Origin of the sequence: Paraeggerthella sp. Marseille-Q4926 (assembly GCF_916618935.1) — a bacterium.
GTDB classification, from domain to species: Bacteria; Actinomycetota; Coriobacteriia; order Coriobacteriales; family Eggerthellaceae; genus Paraeggerthella; species Paraeggerthella hominis.
In genome coordinates this window covers 40,101-61,339 of record NZ_CAKAKF010000003.1, presented here as the reverse complement: position 1 = coordinate 61,339, position 21,239 = coordinate 40,101, and the positions used below count along the sequence as shown (strand labels likewise).

Sequence of the window (21,239 nt, the reverse complement as noted above, 5' to 3'; positions counted from 1 at the left end):
TGACAGGGTGCCACTACGATGCCCGTCGCAGCCTCGGGGAACGCCGCCGCGGCGCTCGTAGCAGCCTCCGGGAACGCGGTCAGACCGCGTTGGTCTCGCCTTGTTCGCTAGCTTCGGCGGTGTTGCGGCGGTTGCGGCCGAGTGTCGCCTGCCCGGATGCCTTCCTTCGGCGCGAAACCTCGTAGTATCATGGGAGGCCGACAACAGGAGGAGACGCCCATGAGGATATTGACGATCAGCGCGCAGAAGCCGGACAGCACGGGCAGCGGCGTGTACCTGGCCCAGACCGTGCGCGCGTTTCGCGCCGCCGGCCACGAAGTCGCGGTGATCGCGGGTGTCGACGCGGACGACGATCCTGCGCTTGGCGAGGGCGTCCTGTTCCATCCGGTGCGCTATCGCACGCCCGACCTGCCGTTTCCCGTGTGCGGCATGAGCGATCAGATGCCGTACGCCTCCACGCGCTATCGCGATATGACACCGGATATGGTGGCACGCTTCGAGGCTGCGTTCTCGGCCGCCATCGCCGACGTGGCGCGTACGTTCGAACCCGACCTGGTGATCTGCCACCACCTGTACCTGGTTGCCGCGGTGACGGTGGAGGCGGGCTTGCCCTGCCCGGTGACGGCGGTGTGCCATTCCACCGACCTGCGCCAGATGCGCAGCCACGGTTTGGAGCGCGAGCGCATCGTGTCGGCCGTGCGCGCGCTCGATCTGGTGTTCTCGCTGCACGAAGCGCAGAAGCGCGAGATCGAGGACGTGTACGGCGTGCCCGCCGAGCGCATTCGGGTGGTGGGCACGGGCTACGATCGCACCGTGTTCCGCGAAGATCCGAACTCTCGCACGGTCGATCGCGCCGAGGTTGCCTACGTGGGCAAGATCAGCCGGAAGAAAGGCGTGGAGAGCCTGCTTCGGTGCTTGGATCTTCTGTCCCTGCCGAAGGGTCGGCTTGCAGTGCGCTTGGTGGGCGGCCATTCGACGGAGGACGAGCTTGCGCGCATGCGCGCGCTTGCAAAGGAAGCGCGCTTTCCCGTGGAGTTCGCGGGCAAGGTGGATCAGGACGAGCTGGTGCGCACGTACCAGAGGGCGCACGTGTTCGTGCTTCCCTCGTTCTACGAGGGCTTGCCGCTCGTGGTGATCGAGGCGCTTGCCTGCGGGTGCCGGGTGGTGGTCACCGACCTGCCCGGCATTCGGGAATGGCTGGACGAATCGGTGCCCGGCGCGCCCGTGGCGTACGTGCAGCCGCCTCGCATGGTTGGGGTCGATGAGCCGGTGCAGGAGGACCTGCCCGCGTTCGAGCAACGGCTGGCTCGCGCCATCGAGCGCAGCGCGCAGGAAGCGCTGCAGCCCGCGCGCTGCGAGGACGCTCCCGTCGACATGGCGCGCCTTTCGTGGAATGCGCTCGGAGCGCGCATGTTGGAGCTTGTCGCCGCGACGTCATTGCAGGTCGGTGCGGCGGCTCTCTGACGTGGGCGGGCAGTATATCAGGTACGGTATCGTGATCAGCGCCACGTCGCGGCGCTCTATCAGCTCGGACTCCAGAAGCAGCGTGGTCTGATTGTGCAGCGGCATCTGCCATGGTTTCGTCACCAGTTGGGGCATGACGATGGTGAGCGTCTCGTGCTTTTCCAGGAGCGCAAGCCGTGCATCGATGTGGTTGATGAGGACTTCCTGAACGTTGCGGTAGGGGGCTTTCTCGATGACGAGCGGCGCATCGACCCCCAGCCTTTGATAGTCGGCCTTGAATCGTCGCGTGGCGGCCGCGCTGACTTTCACGTGGTACACCTCGATGTCGTTGCTCAGGCTTCGCGCGTAGTTGAGCGTTTTGATGAACGGCCGGTTGACGGAGTAGGCGGGCACGACCACGTGGGTGCGGGGTATGTCCACCTGCAAAAGCGCACGGGCCTTCTCGTCGTCGTGGATGGCCAGGCTTTCCTTGACGTCGCGGTAGTGCCTGTTGATGACTGACATGACGGCGACGATGCAGCCGATGGCCACCAGCGAGATCCATGCCCCGGCGAAGAAGTTCGTGGTGATGATGACGACGAACACGCCTGCTGTGACAATCGCTCCGAAGCCGTTGATGCTGGCGCGACGAAGCCAGGGACCCGTGCGGTTGCGCCGCCAATGGACGACCATGCCGCCTTGGGCGATGGTGAACGACAGGAACACGCCGGCCGCGTACAGCGGGATGAGCATGTGCGTGTCCCCGGAGAACGCCAGCACCAAAACGATGGCGAATGCCGAGGCGAACAGGATGCCGTGCGTGTACACGAGCCGCGATCCCTTGTCGGCGAAGCGCTTCGGAAGGAATCCGTCGAGGGAGAGCAGGGACATGAGCTGCGGCAGGCCGTTGTAGGCGGTGTTGGCGGCTAGAAGCAGGATGAGCGCCGTGGCCGCTTGGATCACGTAGAACATGATGCTGTCCGCCCCGAACACGCTGGTGGCGATCTGCGCCACCACGGTCATCTCGGAAGACGGCGTGACCTGGCAGAGCATCGCGAGCAGGCACACGCCGCCGAAGATGACCAGCACCACGATTCCCAGCAGGTTCAAGGTCGCCTTGGCGTGCTGGCGCGCCGGAGCCGCGAAGTTCGGCACGCTGTTGCTGATGGCCTCGACGCCGGTGAGCGCGGAGCATCCCGAAGAGAACGCTCTCAACACGAGGAACAGCGTGAGGTCGCCCGTTGTTTGGGAGAGGGCCGCCGCCTGCTGAACCGGCGTGGTCAGGCCGAGGGCCGACTTGACCACGCCGGTCACGATCATGACCAGGACCGATGCAATAAAGAAATAGGTGGGCAGCCCGAACATCTTCGACGACTCGCGCAGGCCGCGCAGGTTCCCGATCGTCATGAGCACGACGAACGCCACGATCAGGGGGACTTTGAAAGGGGTTGCCGCGGGCAGGGCCGACGTGACGGCCGCCGCGCCCGAGCACGAGCTCACGGCGATGGTGAGCACGTAGCCCAGGATGAGGCCCGAAGCCGCCACGAGCGACGGGACGCGCCCCAGGTTCTCGCGCGCCACGCTGTAGGCGCCGCCGCCTTGAGGATAGGCGTCGATGACCTGGCGGTAGCACAGCACCAGCATGAACAGGAGCGCGATGATGGCTCCGGCCACGCCGAGCATGGGCGTGTAGCTTGCCAGGGCGAGCACGGGAACCAAGACCAGGAGGATTTCCTCGCAGGCGTAGGCGACCGACGAGATCGCGTCGCTCGAAAGGACCGGCAGGCCCCATACCACGCCGTATTTCTGCGACTCGATCTCCGAGCTTTTGAGCGGCTCGCCGATGAGCCGATACTTCAACGCGTTCGCGTTCAACATGACCCTCCTACCGGTTCGCCTCGGGACGTTGCGCTCGAGGCGGCGAAACCCCTCAGTTCGAGGTGATGACGGTCTACTCCTATTTCCCCGTACGGTCAAGATGCGAAACGGTGCGTGTGCGGCATCTTTTCGGCTGCGCACACGCCGTTCGCCGCGCAGTTCAGCGAGGCTTTTGAACTGGTTTTGCATACATTCCCCGTAAATCTTGAATAAAGGGGTTACCAAATCGCGGAAAACCGCATATACTTCCACCAGTCCTTTAAAAGCGGTACAGAGAGACCGACAAGGTAACAACTTAGCAGCGTTCACCCGAACAAGAACGCGCATGCTGTAAGCCTTTGTCTGTCGCGGAGGCTTTTTTCATGCCCTCGCGCAGACGCCGCCAACTCGGGGGCGACGCGGGTCGGCGCGAGCCGAAAAAGCGAAACCCGGCGGTGACCTGGTCCGTCTGTACGCACTCGACGAAAGAAAGGGTGTGTATGAACGACGTAAGCACGGTCAAGACCGTCTGCATGGATGCAGACGAAATCGAGCGGTCGCTGACGCGCATCGCGCATCAGATCCTCGAGACCAACAAGGGCGCGGACAACATCGCGCTCGTCGGCATCGTGACGCGGGGCGATCTGCTCGCGAAGCGCCTGGCCGAGAAGATCGAGCAGATCGAGGGTGCCAAGGTGCCGCTCGGAAAGCTCGACATCAGCTTCTATCGCGACGACTTCGCGACGCATCTCTCTCCCGAGGTGCATTCCACCGACATCTTCTTCGACCTCGACGGCAAGACCGTCGTGCTGGTGGACGACGTCCTGTACACGGGCCGCACCATCCGCGCCGCGCTCGACGCGCTCATGGACATCGGCCGCCCGGCTGCCGTGCAGCTGGCGGTGCTGGTCGATCGCGGGCACCGCGAGCTTCCCATCCGCGCTGACTTCGTGGGCAAGAACGTGCCTTCTTCCTCCGAGGAGAACGTGCGCTTGTTTCTGGAAGAGGCCGACGGCAAGTCCGAAGTAGAGATTCTTGAAATGGCTCCGGGCTCCCGCGCGGGTTCGGCACCGCTGGGGGGTGAATAGAGATGGGCTTCAACCACAAGCACCTGATCGACATCACGGAGTATTCCGCTGACGATATCATGACCGTCCTGGAGACGGCTGTCCGCTTCAAAGAGGTCAACGAGCGCCGTATCAAGCAGGTGCCCACGCTCAAGGGCGTGACCGTGGTCAACATGTTCAACGAACCGTCCACGCGCACGCGCTCCTCGTTCGAGATCGCCGAGAAGCGCCTTTCCGCCAACAGCTTAAACTTTGGCGGCAGCTCGACCTCGCTCGTGAAGGGCGAGAGCCTGGTGGACACGGTGGAAACGCTGTGCGCCTACAAGATCGACATGATCATCGTGCGCGACAAGCACGCCGGCGTGCCCCGCAAGATCGCCGACGTGTCCGGCGCCCACGTCATCGACGCCGGCGACGGCAAGCACCAGCATCCTACCCAGGCGCTTTTGGACCTGTACTCCATCTGGGAGAAGAAGGGCGACCTGAACGGCCTCAAGGTGGGCATCGTGGGCGACATCGGCCACTCCCGCGTGTGCGGCAGCCTGATCCCCGCGCTCAAGATCATGGGCTGCGAAGTGACCGTGGTGGCGCCGCGCACGCTCATGCCTGCCCGCCCCGACGTTCTGGGTGCCGACCATGTGACCACGAACCTCGACGAGGCGCTGCCCACCCTGGACGTGGTGTACATGCTGCGCATCCAGCGCGAACGCCTGGAGGGCGCGCCGTATCCCAGCCTGCGCGAGTACAACCAGCTGTTCGGCCTGACCCGCGAGCGCGAGCATCTGATGAGGCCCGATGCGCTCATCTGCCACCCCGGCCCCATCAACCGCGGCGTCGAGCTTGACAGCTACATGGCCGACCATCCGAACCGCTCGGTCATCCTCGACCAGGTCTACGCCGGAATACTCACCCGTATGGCTGAAATGTATCTTCTTCTCGGAGGGAGCGAAGATGGCTTTGCTGCTTAAGAACGCCCGTGTGATCGACCCGCAGGTGGGTCTGGACGAAACGGCCGACATCCTGGTCCGCGACGGCAAGATCGTCGAGGTGGGCCAAGGCCTGACCATGGAGAAGGGCGTCGAGCGCGACCTTTCCGGCAAGATCGTGGTTCCGGGCCTGGTGGACATGCACGTGCATCTGCGCGAGCCCGGCTTCGAGCAGAAGGAAGACATCGCTTCCGGAACGCGCGCGGCGGCTCACGGCGGCTTCACGGCGGTGTGCTGCATGCCCAACACCAAGCCCATCATCGACAACGCGCTGGGCGTGGAGTACGTCAAGTCGCGCGCAGCCGCAGTAGGCAAGTGCCGCGTGCACGTGTCGGGCTCTTGCAGCCAGGGGCTCAAGGGCGAGACGCTCTCCGAAATGGGCGACATGGTGGCTCATGGCGCGGTGGCCTTCACCGACGACGGCCGCGGCGTGCAGGATGCGGGCATGATGCGCCGCGTCATGGATTACGGCGCGATGTTCGACAAGGTCATCATGAGCCATTGCCAGGACGAAGACCTGGTGGGCGACGGTCAGGTGAACGAGGGCGTTGCCTCTACGCGCTTGGGCATGCTGGGTTGGCCGGCGGAAGGCGAGGAGCTGCAGATCTCCCGCGACATCGCGCTGTGCCGCCTGACGGGATGCCCGCTGCACATCCAGCACATCACCACGGCTCGCGGTCTTGACATGGTGCGCGCGGCGAAGGCCGAAGGCCTGCCCGTCACCTGCGAGGTCACGCCTCATCACCTGTTCTTGACCGAGGACGCCATCGGCGACGACTACAACACCTTCCTTAAGGTGAACCCGCCGCTGCGCACGGCCGATGACGCGGCCGCGCTCATCGAAGGCGTGAAGGACGGCTCCATCGACGCCATCGTAACCGACCATGCGCCGCATGCCGCATGGGAGAAGGACTGCGAGTTCGAGATTGCCATGTTCGGCATGACCGGCCTGGAAACCTCGCTTTCGCTGATGATCACGAACCTGGTGGCAACCGGCGCGATCGACTACGCGAAGCTCGTCGAAGTGATGGCCGTTAACCCGCGCGCCATCCTGCGCGTGGAGCCGGTCAAGATCGAGGCGGGCAGCACGGCCGACCTCACGGTGATCGATCCCGAGGCCGCCTGGACGGTCGAGGTCGACGGCTTCGTCTCGAAGGCGAAGAACTCCGGCTTCATCGGCGCCGAGCTGAAGGGTCGCGCCACCGATGTCTACGTGGGCGGCTACGCAACGCTCGAGGACGGCGCGATCGTCGAATAGGACGCTTCAGAATCGAACCGGGGCCATACCCTGATGACGCGGGCTCGCATCGAACGGTGCGAGCCCGCGGTACGTTGCGGCCTGGATGCGAGCCTTGTTCGCGAGTGCGCCCGACGCTGTCCGGCTGCCGTTGATGCATGCCCCGTTCGCCCGGCAGTGCTTTCGATTGCCGCCAATGCGCGCCCGGCTGCCGTCCAGTCGCGCCCGACGCCTCTTCCCGACCGTTTTCTTATCCGCACTCGAAGCTGCGCGCGAAAAACCGCCTTCGCTGGCAGGTTTTGACGGTTAGGGGTCGTCGAGTTGGCCTCCGCGTTCGCCGTCGCTTGGCTTGCTTTTCGTTTGACCTGATCACAGCATCGCCCTACGACGCATCGCAGGCGCGTGCGTTCGTGTTGCCGAATCAAACGACCCCTAAACGCAAAAACCTGTCAGCGAAGGCGGTTTCTCGTGCGCAAGTCAGCGGAGCGCTCGCGGCTTCGCGCGCAAACCTTTGGATTCCCGCAGCTTCGCATCGTCGTCTCGTTGCATTCCAAGCAAAATTAAATTGAATAAAATCGTTACAAAATGCAAAAATACTGCATTTATAATTAACAAAATTCAGTAAAAGAGTATACTGACCCTCAACCTTTAAGGCGGTACGGAGAGACCGACAAGGTGCGCAGCATAACTTTCCCAGAACCACCTGCGCCTTCGTTTACGACGGAGGCGTTTTCTGTATATGCTGCCCGAGCGGAAGGAAGATTTTGAGCGAGATTGCGAACAAGCTGCTAGAGGGTACGTCGAAGCCCGTGTCGCGTCCGGCGGCGTTGGTGCTGGAGGACGGCGCGGTGTTCCGCGGCACGGCGTGCGCCGCCGAAGGCGAGGTGTTCGGCGAGATCTGCTTCAACACGTCGCTCGAGGGCTACCTCGAGGTGATAACCGACCCGTCCTACGCAGGCCAGATAATCACCATGACGTATCCGCAGATCGGAAACTACGGGGTGAATCCCGATGACGCCCAGGCGGGCAGGCCTGCGTTGCGCGGCCTTGTCGTGCGCGATATATGCGCGACGCCGTCGAACTGGCGCAGTACGGTCACGCTCGCAGACTACCTGCGCGAACACGGGGTGGTGGCCGTGGAAGGAGTGGACACGCGCGCGCTCGTGCGTCACGTGCGCGATTGCGGCGCGCAGCGCGCGGTGCTCTCGACCGTCGACGCCGACGAGGCGAGCCTTCTGCGCAAGGTACGTGCGAGCGCGTCGCTCGTGGGGCAGAACCTGGCGGCTACCGTGTCGTGCGGGAAGCCGTACGCCATGGACGCGGACGACCTTCCCGCGAGCCACGCGTTCGCCGTCGCTCCGGCTGCGTCCGCGCGACATCGCGTGGTCGCCTACGACTGCGGCGTTAAGAGCTCGATCCTTCAGAATCTCGTACGCTCGGGCTGTGAGCTTACGGTTGTACCGTGGGATATGCCGGCGGAAAAGGTGCTGGCCATGGAGCCTGACGGCGTGTTCCTGTCGAACGGTCCCGGCGATCCCGAGGCTGTGGAGGGCACTTACTCGCAGGTGGGGAAGCTGCTGGGCAAGGTGCCGGTATTCGGCATCTGCCTGGGGCACCAAATGATCTGCAAAGCTGCGGGCGCGCAGATCGAGAAGCTCAAGTTCGGCCACCGCGGCGGCAATCATCCGGTGATGAACCTGCTCACGGGCCGCGTAGAGATCACGGCGCAGAACCACGGGTTCGGCCTGGTGTTTTCCAGCTTGGGGCCGCTTGTTCCCGCGCTGTCGGGCGGCTGCGCGAACCATTGCGACGACCTGCGCTTCTGGGCGCGCGATAAGGTTGCCCCTGTTGTGATGAACGATCGCTTCGGCCGCATTCGCCTCACGCACGTGAACCTCAACGACGGCACGGCGGAGGGCGTCGCGTTTCTGGATTTGCCTGCGTTCAGCGTGCAGTACCATCCCGAGGCGTCGCCCGGGCCGACCGACGCGCACTACCTGTTCACCGCGTTTTCGCGCTTGATGGATTCCGCAGTGACGAGCGAGGGCGGTGCGCTCGACTCCCGTGAACGTGCGAGCTACCTCGACATCGACATCGCCGCCGACCGCCTTGTCGGCTGGTCGTTCGCTGAGATGGAAGGAGACCGTCATGCCTAAGCGCACGGACATCAAGACCATCCTGGTCATCGGGTCCGGCCCGATCGTCATCGGCCAGGCGTGCGAGTTCGACTATTCGGGCGCGCAGGCGTGCAAGGTGCTCAAGGCGGACGGCTACCACGTGGTTCTGGTGAACAGCAATCCGGCCACCATCATGACCGATCCGGGCTTGGCCGACCGCACCTACGTCGAGCCCATCACTGCCGAGTTCGTCCAGAAGATCATAGAGAAGGAGCGCCCCGATGCCCTGCTGCCCACCTTGGGCGGCCAAACCGGCTTGAACACGGCCGTCGAGCTGGCGAAGTCGGGCGTGCTGGATGCCTACGGGGTTGAGATGATCGGCTGCGACCTGGCGGCCATCGAGCGCGGCGAGGATAGAAAGCTCTTCAACGAGTGCATGGCCGAGCTGGGAATCGAGACCGCTCGGTCGGGATACGCGTACTCGCTGGACGATGCGTTCGGCATCGTGGCCGATCTGGGTTATCCGGTGGTGCTGCGCCCGTCGTTTACCATGGGCGGCGCTGGCGGCGGCATAGCCCATGATGCGGTCGAGCTGGAATCCATCGTCAGTCAAGGGCTGGAGCTATCCCCGGCGGGCGAAGTGCTCGTGGAGGAGAGCATCGAGGGCTGGAAAGAGTTCGAGATGGAGGTCATGCGCGATCGCGTTGGCAACGGCATCATCGTGTGCTCCATCGAGAACTTCGACCCGATGGGCGTGCATACGGGCGATTCCATTACGGTGGCTCCTGCCCAGACGCTTTCCGACGTGGAATACCAGCGTATGCGTGCCGCGTCGCTTGCCATCCTCGAAAAGATCGGCGTGGAGACGGGCGGCTCTAACGTGCAGTTCGCCGTGAACCCCGACAACGGCCGCATGATCGTCATCGAGATGAATCCGCGCGTTTCGCGCTCGTCGGCGCTTGCGTCGAAGGCCACCGGATTTCCCATCGCGAAGGCGGCGGCGAAGCTGGCCGTGGGCTACACGCTCGATGAGATCGTCAACGACGTGACGCTTGCCACGCCTGCGTGCTTCGAGCCTTCCGTCGACTACTGCGTGGTGAAGGCGCCGCGCTTCGCGTTCGAGAAGTTCAAGGGGGCCGACGACACGCTGTCCACCCGCATGAAGGCTGTCGGCGAGATCATGGCCATCGGCCGCACGTTCGAGGAGGCGCTCGGCAAGGCCCTGCGCTCGCTCGAGAACGGGCGCGCAGGCCTCGGCGGCGACGGCGAGGGTGACGAGGCCGTCGTGTCCGACGCAGCGCTCGAAGACCTCGTGGCGCGCCCCACGGCCGAGCGCGTCTTCTACCTTGCCGAGGCACTGCGCCGCGGCTGGACGGTGGCGCGTGCGAGCGCGGTGAGCCGCGTGGACCCCTTCTTCGTCGCGCGCATGGCCGACATCGTGCGCGTGCAGGAGAACCTGCGCGGCATGGCTTTGGACGAGCTGGACGCCGACGCGTTCTGCCTGCTCAAGCGCATGGGGCTGTCGGATGCCCAGATCGCGCACCTTACGGGATCCGACGAGCTCACCGTGCGCACGTGCCGCAAGCTTCTGGGTGTGAGACCCGCGTTCAAGACCGTCGACACCTGCGCGGCCGAGTTTCCCAGCTCCACGGCCTACCACTACAAAACCTACGATGCGGACGAGACCGAGGTCGCGCCCAAGACGCGCAAGCGCGCGATGATCCTGGGTGCGGGCCCGAACCGCATCGGCCAGGGCATCGAGTTCGACTACTGCTGCGTGCATGCGAGCTACGCGCTCGCCGAGGCCGGCTTCGAAACCATCATGGTGAACTGCAACCCCGAGACCGTGTCCACCGACTACGACACGTCCGACAAGCTGTACTTCGAACCGCTCACGTTCGAGGACGTCATGGACATCGTGGACGTCGAGCGCCCGGACGGCGTGGTGGTGACGCTGGGCGGCCAGACGCCGCTCAAGCTGGCGAACGCGCTGGCCGCGGCGGGCGTGCCCATCATGGGAACGCCGCCGGAGGCGATCGACCTGGCCGAAGACCGCGATCGCTTCAGCGCAATCCTCGACGAGATGGCCATCGCCTATCCGGCGGCCGGCATGGCCTCGACCTACCGGGAGGCATGCGTCGTGGCTGACCGGATAGGGTTCCCCTTGCTCGTGCGCCCCAGCTACGTGCTGGGCGGGCGCGGCATGGGCATCGTATACGACGGCGCCCAGCTGGAGAAGTACATGGCCGAGGCCGCGAAGATCTCGCCCGACCACCCGGTGTACCTTGACCGCTTCCTCGAGGGCGCGGTGGAGGTGGACCTCGACGCGCTGTGCGACGGCGAGCAGGTGTACGTGGGCGGCGTGCTCGAGCACATCGAGATGGCCGGCATCCACTCCGGCGACTCGGCCTGCTGCACCCCGCCGTTCGCGCTGTCCGAGGCGCTGGTGTCGCAGCTGCGCTCTATCGCGCGCGACCTGGCGCTGCGGTTGGGCGTAGTGGGCCTCATCAATATCCAGTTCGCCATCAAGGACCAGGTCATCTACGTCATCGAGGCCAACCCGCGCGCCAGCCGCACCGTGCCGTTCGCGTCCAAGGCCACGGGCGTGCCGCTTGCGAAGATGGCCGCGCGCATCATGGCGGGGGAGAGGATCGCCGACCTGGGCCTGCCGCCCGACAACCGCCGTCTCGAGCATTACAGCGTGAAGGAGGCCGTCATGCCCTTCGGCCGCTTCCCCGGTGCGGACACGGTGCTCGGCCCCGAGATGAAGTCCACCGGCGAGGTCATGGGCATCGCCGGCAACTTCCCGGCCGCGTTCGCCAAGACGCAGCTGGCTATCAGCTACGCGCTGCCCGAGGGCGGCACGGTGTTCGTCAGCGTGTGCGACCGCGACAAGCGCGCCATCGTGTCCATTGCGCGCGACATCGTGCGCCTGGGCTTCAAGGTGGTGGCCACGGGCGGCACGGCCCGCGCCCTGCGCGCGGCGGGCGTGGACTGCGAGGAGGTGAAGAAGGTGCACGAGGGCACCCCCAACGTGCTCGACCGCATCGCTGCCGGCGAGATAGCGCTCATGATCAACACGCCGTTCGGCCATGCCACGCGCGCCGACGGCTACGAGCTGCGCTTGGAGGCCGTGAAGCACGGCGTGACCCACGTCACGAACCTGGCCGGCGCCCAGGCCATGGTGGCCGGCATGGAGATGGCGCGCGCAAACGGCCTGTCCGTCGTAGCCTTGCAGGATCTTCCCCAATGGGAGCAGCCAGTGAGCGCGTAAAGCTGCGAGCCGAGCTGCCGCCGCGCCTGTTCGTCGTGCGCGGCGGTTCGGCTTTTCGGCGGGAAGGGCGCGCCGTGCTCGGATGGGGTTGGGAAGGTTGCTCGATTTCCGCCGAAGGCCGCCGATGCTGCCGATGGGCCGCGTTCGCCAGGGGCAATGGGGGCGTTGCGCGCGAAAAACCCTCTTCGCTGGCAGGTTCTGACGGTTTGAGGTCGTCGAACGGCCCCCTTGCTTGGCCGTCGTTCGGCTTGCTTTTCGTTTTGCCTGGTCACAGCGTCGGTTGGTCGCCACCCGCTTTTGCGGGCGCTTGGCCCGTCGGATCAAACGACCTCAAACCGTCAGAACCTGCCAGCGAGCGCCGTTTTTCGCGCGCAAGCCCGTGGCGCGCGGTAGCGGCGGGGCGCTTTGCGGGGCATGGACGGCCGGGAGACGGACCGCCCACCATAAACAACCTAACGCGGCGACGGGCCGGGCCGATACGCGGGGCATGGGCGGCCGGGGCTCGCGAATCGACGTTCGAGAGGCGAACGGAAGGGCGGCGGCTTTGCGGTGCGAGCGCGCGTCGCCGCGTGCGGTGCGGACGATCGGCGCGAAGCCGCCGCAACACTCTATATAATGGTAGGCGGCGGCCTTGCCCACGAGAGGGACAATCCCGCAGCTTCCATGCGCTTCCCGTGCATTTCGGCACTTCAACGGCTCGGCGGGCACGTCAATGGTACAATCATCGGCCAGAAGATGAGACGTGGGGCCGCGCGCGCGGCCCGGGGGCATGAAAGGACCAACGTGGCGCTTGTCAACGAGCGGGCGCGCATTCTGGGGAACGAATGCGTCGGCCCGAACCTCTATCTTATGCAGCTTTCGTCGCCTGCAATCGCAGCGGCCATCGAGCCGGGGCAGTTCGTTCACATGAAGGTTCCGGGCATGGAGGCGCACATCCTGCGCCGACCGTTCTCGGTGTACGCGCGCGACGCAGCCGAAGGCACGCTCGACGTGCTGTACCAGGTGGTCGGCTTCGGCAGCGACCACATGACGCGCCTCGTGCCGGGCGAATGCGCGGACGCCGAGCTCATCGGGCCCGTCGGCCGCTCCTGGCAGCCGGCCGCCGGCGCGAAGCGCGCGCTTTTGGTGGGCGGCGGCGTGGGCGCGGCGCCTTTGTTCATGCTGTGCGAGAGCCTGGTCGAGGCCGGCGTGCGCACGGACGTGGTGCTGGGTGCGCAGACCGAGGCGGCGCTCACGTGCCGCGGGCGCTACGAGGCGCTGCTGGCCGAGCCGCCGCGCTGCGCGACCGACGACGGCAGCTTCGGTCGCGAGGGTTTCTGCACCTCGCTCGTGTCCGAAGCGCTGGCCGAGGCTTCGGCTTCGGGTGAGCCGTACGACTACCTGGCCGTATGCGGCCCCGAGCCCCTGATGAAGATCGTGGCCGGCATGGCCGCCGACGCGGGCGTGCCCTGCGAGCTCTCGATGGAGAAGCGCATGGCCTGCGGCGTGGGCGCCTGCCTGTCGTGCGTGGTGGACACGGTGGACGGCAAGCTGCGCGCCTGCGTGGACGGTCCCGTATTCGACGCTGCGAAGGTGGTGTGGTAATGGCTATCGAGAACGCGCTGCCCCTCGTGCCCGCTCCTACGAACGTGAGCATGGCCGTGAACCTGGGCGGCCTGGACATGAAGAACCCCGTGACGGTGGCGTCGGGCACGTTCGCCGCAGGGATGGAGTACAACGACTTCGTGGACGTGGCAAGCTTGGGCGCGGTCACCACGAAGGGCGTGTCGCTGCATGGCTGGGAAGGAAACGCCAGCCCGCGTATCGCGGAAACTCCTTCCGGCATGCTCAACTCCATCGGTTTACAGAATCCCGGCGTGGCGCACCTCAAGGCCGAGGAGCTGCCGTGGCTGCACGAGCGCGGCGCCACGACCATCGTGAACGTGTCGGGCCATAGCTTCGACGAGTACGTGCAGGTGATCGAGGCGCTCGAGGACGCGCCCGTGGACGCTTACGAAGTGAACATCTCGTGCCCGAACGTGGATGCCGGCGGCATGACCATCGGCACGTGCGCTGCGAGCGTCGAGGACGTGGTCGGTCGCTGCCGCGCCGCCACGAAGCGCCCGCTCATCGTGAAGCTGACCCCGAACGTCACCGACGTCACGGAGATCGCGCGCGCAGCCGAGGCTGCGGGAGCCGATGCCATCTCGCTCATCAATACGCTTCTGGGCATGGCCATCGACGTCGAGCGCCGACGTCCCGTGCTCGCGCGCGGCGTGGGCGGGTTCTCCGGCCCCGCCGTGAAGCCCGTGGCGCTGCGCATGGTGTGGGAGTGCTCGAAAGCCGTGAAGGTTCCGCTTCTCGGCATGGGCGGCATCTCGAACGCCACCGACGCGGTGGAGTTCATGCTGGCGGGAGCCACCTCCGTAGCCGTGGGCACCGCTAACTTCGTGAATCCTTTCGCGACGGTTGAAATCATCGATGGAATAGCGCAGTATTGCGAGCAGCACGGCGTGGACGACGTGCAGGATTTGATAGGAGCGTTGGAATGGTAAATACGTTCGAGAGCGTGCCGGCGCGCGATCGCGTGATCGTGGCCCTCGACTGCGGCATCGACGAGGCGTTCGACCTTGCCGATCAGCTGCAAGGCAAAGCGACATGGGTGAAGGTAGGCATGACGCTGTTCTACGCGAACGGCCCCGCCATCGTTTACGCGCTGAAAGAGCGCGGCTTCAAGGTGTTTCTCGACCTCAAGTTCCACGACATTCCCCATCAGGTTGAAGGCGCGGCGTACGCGGCTGCTGGCAGCGGCGCGGACATGCTGACCATGCACACCGTCGGCGGCGTGGACATGATGGCCGCCGCCCAGCGCGGCGCCGAGCGCGCGGCAGCGGAGTACGGCCACGAGGTTCCCGCGACCTTGGGCATCACGGTGCTTACCAGCATGAACGACGCTGCTCTTGCGGAAACCGGCGTTTCGCGCGCCATGTCCGACCAGGTGGTGGTGCTGGCCGAGCAAGCCAAGCGCTCCGGCATCTCCGGCGTGGTCGCCTCCCCGCAGGAAGCTGCGCGCCTGCGCGACATCTTGGGACCCGACGCCTACATCGTCACGCCGGGCGTGCGTCCGGCGGGCGCCGACAAAGGCGATCAGAGCCGCGTGGCAACGCCTGCACAGGCCTTCGAGAACGGCGCTTCCCATATCGTCGTCGGCAGGCCCATCACGCAGGCGGCGGACCCTGCTGCCGCGTTCGACGCCATCGTGGCGGAGCTGTAAAAGCCGAAACGGATGCTGTTCCAACGTTTTCCCAGATGGTCAGCGAAAGTGACGATTGAGCGACGAAAGAACTACGGTTGCGCGATTTGAGTCTAGAATGTGTGACTGCGACCTGAAATTTTTTGAATTTATAGCAATCTACAAGGTCAAACGAGCGATTGCATGCTAGTATCACGGCATCGCTTTTGGAACAGAAGGAGAGAAACTGATGGCTATTCCTCAACTCAGCCCTGAAGAGCGCCAGGCGGCTTTGGAGAAGGCGAAGGCGGCCCGCATCAAGCGCGCCGAGGTTCGCGATGATCTGAAGTCCGGCAAACTCAGCCTTAAGCAGGTTATCGAGATGAAGGATGATCCCATCGTGGGTCGTATGAAGGTCTCCACGCTCATCGAGACGCTTCCCGGCTACGGCAAGGCCAAGGCCGAGAAGATCATGAAGGAGCTGCAGATCGCCGAGAGCCGCCGTCTGCGCGGTTTGGGCGAGCGTCAGCAGACCGCCTTGCTGGAGCGCTTGGGCTAAATTCGCATGCGCGCTGGCAATCTGTTCGTTATATCGGGGCCATCGGGTGCTGGAAAAGGCACGCTGGTGGCCCGTCTGTTGCATGAGGTTCCGGATGCTTGGGTGTCCGTCTCGGTCACGACGCGCTTGCCGCGCGAGGGCGAGGTGGACGGCGTTCATTACCAGTTCGCATCCGGTGAGGAATTCCAACGGCTCGTGAACGAAGACGGCCTGCTGGAATGGGCTACGTACGGGGGGAACCGCTACGGCACCCCGCGTGCGAGCGTTGAGGAGCATATCGCTCGAGGAGACCAGGTTATCCTGGAAATCGACGTGCAAGGCGGTTTCCAGGTGCGCGAGAAGTTCCCTGCGGCGCATCTGGTGTTCATCGAGCCGCCTTCGCTCGAAGAGCTTGAGAAGCGCCTTCGAGGGCGCGGTACAGAGACCGAAGAGGCCGTTGCTGCCCGTATGGAAACCGCACGGGTGGAGCTTTCTCGTAAAATGGAGTATGATATACGGCTTGTGAACGATGATTTGGACGTAGCCACCGCCGCCTTGGTTGGCTACGTGAACGAACAAGCCGAGAAAACACGAGGTTAAATACGATATGAGCATTATCGAACCGAAGATCGACGTTCTGTTGGACGAAACCGACAACGACCGCTTCCTGCTGTGCGCCCTTGCCTCCAAGCGCGCGCACGACATCAACGACATGATGCGCGGCCAGCGCGATCGCGCTATTCAGCTGCAGACCGCCGTGGAAATCGCGCGCGCTGCCGACAAGAAGCCGCTGTCTCTTGCCTTCAACGAGATTGCGCGCGGCGAAGTTTCGTACGATCCTTCGTCCATCGACATCAAGAACCACTAGTACGAAACACGTACTGGTTGACCGAATAGGCGGGCATGGGCCCGCCTATTCGTGCGTTACGACCATTCGCCCTTGGCACGACGGAGCATTCCATGATTGATTACCAGCGCATTTGCCTTGCCCACTACCATGAGATCGGCCTGAAGGGCCATAATCGCTCGACGTTCGAAATGCGGTTGCTCAAGAACCTCGAAGCCCTGCTGAGCGATTTTCCCGTGGTGACCGTCCATCGCATAGCGGGACGCCTGTGCGTGTTCTTGCGCGAAGGCACGGATTGGGAAACGGCGAAGGCCGTTGCGGACGTCATGGGCAAGGTGCCGGGCGTGGCGCGCGTCTCCTGCGGATTCAAGTGCCCGCGCGATTTGGACGTCATGGCCGAGGTCGCGCGTGCGGCTATGCTCGAAGCCGGCGACTTCGAGTCGTTCAAGGTGGCCGCTCGACGCAACCACACCGACTTTCCGACCAACTCGATGGAGATGAACCAGATCGTGGGCGCGGCGTTGTGCCAGGCGTTTCCCGAGAAGAGCGTTCGTATGAAGAACCCCGATCTCACGGTAGGCGTCGAGGTCGTGCAGAACGCCGCGTACGTGTACGCGCGCTCGCTTCCGGGCATCGGCGGGCTGCCGGTGGGAAGCTCGGGCGTCGTGGCGTGCCTGCTGTCGTCGGGCATCGACTCGCCGGTGGCTACGTGGAAGCTCGCGCGACGGGGCGCGGTGTGCATCGGCGTCCACTTCTCCGGTCGTCCGCAGACCTCGGATGCGAGCGAGTACCTGGTGGACGACATCGCGCGCGTGCTCGAGCGCACGGGCTGCATCGCGCGCGTGTACACGGTGCCGTTCGGCGACTACCAGCGCGAGATCGCGCTCACCGTCCCGCCCGAGCTGCGCGTCATCATGTACCGACGGCTCATGTTCAAGGTGGCCGAGGAGCTGGCGCATCGCGAAGGGGCGGGCGCGCTCGTCACGGGCGAGAGCCTGGGTCAGGTTGCTTCGCAGACCCTCGACAACATCCGCTGCACCGACGCTGCCGTGAGCCTTCCGGTGTTCCGCCCCTTGATCGGCACCGACAAACTCGAGATCATCGCCGAGGCCGAGCGCCTGGGCACGTTCGAGATCTCGGCGCAGGACGCGCCCGATTGCTGCACGCTGTTCATGCCGCGCAGTCCCGAGACGCATGCGAAGCTTGCGGTGGTGGAAGAGGCGGAAAGCGCGCTTCCCGTGGACGAATGGGTGGCCGAGATCGCCGACGCCGCCGAAGTGCGCGACTACGCCTGCCCGGCGTTCAAGCGCAAGAAGAAGCGCCCTCAGAAGTAACCGCACGCTTTTGACCAGCGCGTTTAGATGCGCGCTGGAAAGCTGCTAGATTGTGGCTGGATGCATGCTGAACCTGCGTCGCATCCGGTGGGGATCCGCATTGGATCGAAGCGGAAAAGCCGCTGGAACCGTTTGGTTTTCAGCGGCTTTTCTGCTGGATTCCTCTCATGTTTTCGCTAGGTTGCGTTGCTATGCTTGGTCTTCGAGAGGATCGGAGGTCGGGATGTCGTTTACCGAACAGGCGGAGTCGTTGCGGGCCAAGGCGCACCTGAGCGGCGTGCGTCTTCCCGTGCTCGTCGGCGTAACTGCTTTAGCGGTGGTTGTGCTCGTGGCGGCCGGGGCAAGCTTCCTGTCCGTTTTTTCTTCGGACTCCCTTGTAGTCGAGAAGGCGGGGGAGGCTGACGTCGAGGGGGCTTCGCCTGACCGGCCTCAGGAGCAAGCGCGGACCATCGTGGTCCATGTAGGCGGTTCGGTCCTTGCGCCCGGCGTGTACGAGCTTGCGGAATCCGCTCGCGTGCAGGATGCGATAGAGGCTGCGGGAGGGTTCGGGGAGCAGGCCGCGACGGATGCGTTGAACCTGGCGCGCGTTCTGACGGACGGCGAGCACGTGGTGGTTCCGACGTTGTCCGAGGTGGAGGAGGCTGCCGCTGCCGCCCCGCCCGGCGGGGCGGCAGCGCCCGGCGGGGGAAAGGTGAACATCAACGCGGCATCCGCTGCGGAACTGGATGCTCTCCCCGGCATAGGAATGTCGACTGCCGAGAAGATCGTTGCGGACAGGCAGGCTAACGGGCCGTTCGCCGCGATAGAGGATTTGAAGCGCGTATCGGGCATCGGCGACAAGAAGTACGCCGCCCTCGCCGATTCGATATGCGTGGGCTAGGCGCGTTCGCGCGCGCAATGCGCAGGGCTGCGACCAGGGCTTCCGTGCAGCTTGTGCCGAAACCGCCCAGGCGGGCGCGGGCGGCTTTCGTGCCCGAAGCCGAATACGCCGACGGGTTGCGCGCGGATGCCGGCCGCATTCCCGTTCGCCCCTCGCTGCCGCCCGTGTTCGGGTGCGCGTTGGGGCTTTGGGCGACGTGCGCGGCCGTGGTCGAAGCCGCTCGCCTCTTGTCGGCTTCGGCGTGCGCGGCTATCGGAGCCGTCGGGCTGGTCGTCTCGCTTGCGTGCTTGGCGCTCGTGTGGCGGCGTCGAGGCGCGCTGGCGGGGGTCGTCGTCTTAGGGTGCGCCCTGGGGGTGTGCTGCGGCGGTTGGCACGCTGCGGTGCAGCACGGCTTCGAAGAGCGCGTCCAGGGCCTTTCGACCCGCGCGTCTTTTCAAGCCGTGGCTGACGGGTCCGCGGGCATGTTCGGTTCGACGTGCCTTGCGCGTGCGACCGTTGAAGGCGGCGAGTCGTTTCTCGTGCGCGTGCAGCTTCCCCAAGGCGAAGGGGTTCTGCAGTACGGCCAGGCGTTCGAGGCGCAGGCTTCGTTCTCAGCTCCTTCCGATTCTTCGGCGGCGTACTGCTGGCGCAACGGCGCGGTGGCGTCGGCGCGCGTCTTCTGCTTGGAGCGGGTGGATCGCGGCGGGCCGATGGGGGTGTTGGTCGATCTGCGGTCGCGCGCTATCGGGCTTCTGGCTGACCGCGGCGGCAGCGAGAGCGGGGTTCTTGCCGCGCTTGTCTGCGGATGGAGGGGGCACCTGCCCGAATCGACGTACCAGGCGTTCAAGGTTGCGGGCTTGGCCCACGTGGTGGCGGTGTCGGGTGCGCATCTTTCCATCGTTTCCGCGTTCTGCTGCGCGACGCTGCGCGCGCTGAGGGTTCCCCGCGCGGTGACGGGAGTCGTCCAGGCGGCGCTCCTCTTGAGTTACCTCGTTTTGACGGCCGCGCCGTCATCGGCCGTTCGAGCCGCTGTCATGGCGTTCGCGGGCATGGCTTCGTTCGCGGTCGGGCGCCGTCCTGCGGCGCTGAGCGCTCTGGCGGTCTGCATCGTGGGATTCGCGAGCCTTGATCCGCGTGTCGCCCTGTCCGTCTCGTTCGCGCTCTCGGCGCTCTCGACGTTGGGCATCGTGCTGTTCGCCAGCCTGTTCTCGGCTTGGATCGCCCATGCGGCGCCCCGGGTCCCCCGTTTTGCCTGCGAAGCGCTCTCGCTCACCTTCGCGTCCGCTGTGCTGGCAACGCCGCTTTCGACCGCGCTGTTCTCGCAGTTCTCGCTGGTGGCTCCTTTGGCCAACGTGGTCACCGCTCCTTTGTTCGCGCCCGCGTGCGCGCTCGGGCTGCTGTGCGTGGGAACTGCGACGATGGCTCCCGGGGTTGCCTCCGCTCTGCTCGACGTCGCCTGCGCCGGGTCGTACGTCCTCACCGCGGCCGTCGAAGCGCTGGCGCGCATTCCGTACGCAAGCGTTCCCGCCTCCGTTTCGGTTCTTGCCGCGCTGGCGGTATCGATCGCGCTGGCGGCGGCGCTTTGGATCGCGTGGCCGCGGCCGACTCGGCGCATCGTGCTGGGCGGTGCGGCGTGCGTCGCGTTCGCGGCGGCGTGCTTTCTGGTTGCGCCGCCCGCAGGCGGCGATAGCATCGTCATGCTCGACGTCGGGCAGGGCGATGCGATCGTCGTGCGGAGCCGCGGATCCGCCGTGCTCGTCGATACCGGCAATCAGGATGCAAGGCTGTTCGAGGCGCTTGCGCGGCAGGGGCTCTCGCGCCTCGACGCCGTCGTGGTGACCCATGGGGACGACGATCACAAGGGGTCGCTTTCCTCCCTGGCGGGCATGATCCGTACGGAACGCGTCTTCGTTGCGCAAGACGCGCTCGCCTGCCCGTGCGATGCGTGTCGAAGCCTGCGGGAAGACGCCGTCGCCGTGGCGGGGGAGGACGGCGTCTGCGGCCTCGCGCTGGGCGATAGCGTTCGCGTAGGGTCGATCGATTTGCAGGTCGTCTGGCCGCGGCGCTTCGAGGACGAAGGCGGGAACGCGGACAGCCTGTGCCTCAAAGCGCTTGCGGACGTGGACGGCGACGGTTCGACGGACTGGACCGCCTTGCTGGTAGGCGATGCCGAGCGCGATCAGGTGAAAGAGCTGCTGGACACAGGAGCGGCGGAGGGGGTCGACATCTACAAAGTGGGCCACCACGGATCGAAGAACGCTTTGGACGAGCAGGTTGCCTTTGCGTTGTCCCCGAAGATATCCCTGGTGAGCGTAGGGGCGGGAAATCGGTATGGGCATCCGGCCGCCAAGACCCTCGAGATCTTGGAAAGCGCGGGGTCGCGCGTACTGCGAACCGATGAGTCGGGGGATGTTTCATGCAAATTGGAACCCGATAGAATCGTCGTGGAGACGCTGCGGTAGAATGAAG

16 protein-coding genes are annotated in these 21,239 nt (G+C 65.2%); 15 read left to right on the top strand and 1 reads right to left on the bottom strand.

The features are described from left to right. The first annotated feature begins 219 nt into the window (after nt 1-219). A complete protein-coding gene (locus LG373_RS05365) occupies nt 220-1,464 on the top strand; it encodes a glycosyltransferase family 4 protein (protein WP_225749231.1) in 1,245 nt (414 codons plus the stop codon). Here the strand turns inward: LG373_RS05365 and LG373_RS05360 are convergent. After that, complete coding sequence (locus LG373_RS05360) at nt 1,435-3,321, bottom strand: APC family permease (protein ID WP_225749230.1); 1,887 nt, start codon at nt 3,319-3,321, stop codon at nt 1,435-1,437. The two genes, LG373_RS05365 and LG373_RS05360, sit on opposite strands and share 30 nt — an antisense overlap. Nucleotides 3,322-3,800: 479 nt before the next feature. On the opposite strand from LG373_RS05360, the gene pyrR reads away from it, so the two are divergent. The 14 genes from pyrR to LG373_RS05290 all read left to right on the top strand — a co-directional run bounded on the left by pyrR (nt 3,801) and on the right by LG373_RS05290 (nt 21,232). Then, nucleotides 3,801-4,388: a bifunctional pyr operon transcriptional regulator/uracil phosphoribosyltransferase PyrR gene (pyrR, locus tag LG373_RS05355; RefSeq protein ID WP_114565730.1), complete on the top strand. Its 588-nt coding sequence runs from the start codon at nt 3,801-3,803 to the stop codon at nt 4,386-4,388. Nucleotides 4,389-4,390: 2 nt separating this feature from the next. Next, complete coding sequence (locus LG373_RS05350) at nt 4,391-5,335, top strand: aspartate carbamoyltransferase catalytic subunit (RefSeq protein WP_114565729.1); 945 nt, start codon at nt 4,391-4,393, stop codon at nt 5,333-5,335. Then, entirely contained in the window at nt 5,319-6,611 is a 1,293-nt protein-coding gene (locus tag LG373_RS05345) for a dihydroorotase (RefSeq protein ID WP_114565728.1), read from the top strand. The genes LG373_RS05350 and LG373_RS05345 overlap by 17 nt, the downstream gene beginning before the upstream one ends. A gap of 743 nt (nt 6,612-7,354) precedes the next feature. Continuing rightward, nucleotides 7,355-8,746, top strand: a complete 1,392-nt coding sequence (carA, locus tag LG373_RS05340) for a glutamine-hydrolyzing carbamoyl-phosphate synthase small subunit (protein WP_216528542.1) — start codon at nt 7,355-7,357, stop codon at nt 8,744-8,746. Next, a complete protein-coding gene (gene carB / locus LG373_RS05335; protein ID WP_216528541.1) occupies nt 8,739-11,981 on the top strand; it encodes a carbamoyl-phosphate synthase large subunit in 3,243 nt (1,080 codons plus the stop codon). Before carA ends, carB begins: the two co-directional genes overlap by 8 nt. Nucleotides 11,982-12,764: 783 nt before the next feature. Further along, nucleotides 12,765-13,565, top strand: a complete 801-nt coding sequence (locus LG373_RS05330) for a dihydroorotate dehydrogenase electron transfer subunit (RefSeq protein WP_216528540.1) — start codon at nt 12,765-12,767, stop codon at nt 13,563-13,565. Continuing rightward, on the top strand, nt 13,565-14,515 hold the full coding sequence (locus LG373_RS05325) for a dihydroorotate dehydrogenase (RefSeq protein WP_114565717.1): 951 nt from the start codon (nt 13,565-13,567) through the stop codon (nt 14,513-14,515). Before LG373_RS05330 ends, LG373_RS05325 begins: the two co-directional genes overlap by 1 nt. Then, nucleotides 14,509-15,234: an orotidine-5'-phosphate decarboxylase gene (pyrF, locus tag LG373_RS05320; protein ID WP_225749229.1), complete on the top strand. Its 726-nt coding sequence runs from the start codon at nt 14,509-14,511 to the stop codon at nt 15,232-15,234. The genes LG373_RS05325 and pyrF overlap by 7 nt, the downstream gene beginning before the upstream one ends. A gap of 208 nt (nt 15,235-15,442) precedes the next feature. Continuing rightward, nucleotides 15,443-15,751 carry an integration host factor, actinobacterial type gene (gene mihF, locus LG373_RS05315; RefSeq protein ID WP_114565715.1) on the top strand — a complete coding sequence of 103 codons (309 nt, stop codon included), beginning with the start codon at nt 15,443-15,445 and terminating at the stop codon, nt 15,749-15,751. A 6-nt stretch (nt 15,752-15,757) separates the two neighbouring features. Further along, nucleotides 15,758-16,330, top strand: a complete 573-nt coding sequence (gene gmk, locus LG373_RS05310) for a guanylate kinase (protein WP_114565714.1) — start codon at nt 15,758-15,760, stop codon at nt 16,328-16,330. Nucleotides 16,331-16,337: 7 nt separating this feature from the next. Further along, nucleotides 16,338-16,598, top strand: a complete 261-nt coding sequence (locus LG373_RS05305) for a DNA-directed RNA polymerase subunit omega (RefSeq protein ID WP_114565713.1) — start codon at nt 16,338-16,340, stop codon at nt 16,596-16,598. Between the two features lie 92 nt (nt 16,599-16,690). Then, nucleotides 16,691-17,911, top strand: coding sequence for a tRNA uracil 4-sulfurtransferase ThiI (gene thiI / locus LG373_RS05300; protein WP_114565712.1), 1,221 nt, complete (start codon nt 16,691-16,693; stop codon nt 17,909-17,911). A gap of 223 nt (nt 17,912-18,134) precedes the next feature. Further along, nucleotides 18,135-18,791 carry a ComEA family DNA-binding protein gene (locus LG373_RS05295; RefSeq protein WP_225749228.1) on the top strand — a complete coding sequence of 219 codons (657 nt, stop codon included), beginning with the start codon at nt 18,135-18,137 and terminating at the stop codon, nt 18,789-18,791. An 89-nt stretch (nt 18,792-18,880) separates the two neighbouring features. Further along, nucleotides 18,881-21,232 carry a ComEC/Rec2 family competence protein gene (locus LG373_RS05290; RefSeq protein ID WP_225749227.1) on the top strand — a complete coding sequence of 784 codons (2,352 nt, stop codon included), beginning with the start codon at nt 18,881-18,883 and terminating at the stop codon, nt 21,230-21,232. The last annotated feature ends 7 nt before the right edge of the window (nt 21,233-21,239 follow it).

Bases quoted from the DNA above. Each gene is read 5' to 3' on its own strand.
- LG373_RS05345 (WP_114565728.1), top strand. From the start codon at position 5,319: ATGGCTTTGCTGCTTAAGAACGCCCGTGTGATCGACCCGCAGGTGGGT.
- carB (WP_216528541.1), top strand. From the start codon at position 8,739: ATGCCTAAGCGCACGGACATCAAGACCATCCTGGTCATCGGGTCCGGC.
- LG373_RS05365 (WP_225749231.1), top strand. From the start codon at position 220: ATGAGGATATTGACGATCAGCGCGCAGAAGCCGGACAGCACGGGCAGC.
- LG373_RS05295 (WP_225749228.1), top strand. From the start codon at position 18,135: ATGTCGTTTACCGAACAGGCGGAGTCGTTGCGGGCCAAGGCGCACCTG.
- LG373_RS05325 (WP_114565717.1), top strand. From the start codon at position 13,565: ATGGCTATCGAGAACGCGCTGCCCCTCGTGCCCGCTCCTACGAACGTG.
- LG373_RS05305 (WP_114565713.1), top strand. From the start codon at position 16,338: ATGAGCATTATCGAACCGAAGATCGACGTTCTGTTGGACGAAACCGAC.
- LG373_RS05360 (WP_225749230.1), bottom strand. From the start codon at position 3,321: ATGTTGAACGCGAACGCGTTGAAGTATCGGCTCATCGGCGAGCCGCTC.
- LG373_RS05350 (WP_114565729.1), top strand. From the start codon at position 4,391: ATGGGCTTCAACCACAAGCACCTGATCGACATCACGGAGTATTCCGCT.
- pyrF (WP_225749229.1), top strand. From the start codon at position 14,509: ATGGTAAATACGTTCGAGAGCGTGCCGGCGCGCGATCGCGTGATCGTG.
- mihF (WP_114565715.1), top strand. From the start codon at position 15,443: ATGGCTATTCCTCAACTCAGCCCTGAAGAGCGCCAGGCGGCTTTGGAG.
- gmk (WP_114565714.1), top strand. From the start codon at position 15,758: ATGCGCGCTGGCAATCTGTTCGTTATATCGGGGCCATCGGGTGCTGGA.
- pyrR (WP_114565730.1), top strand. From the start codon at position 3,801: ATGAACGACGTAAGCACGGTCAAGACCGTCTGCATGGATGCAGACGAA.
- thiI (WP_114565712.1), top strand. From the start codon at position 16,691: ATGATTGATTACCAGCGCATTTGCCTTGCCCACTACCATGAGATCGGC.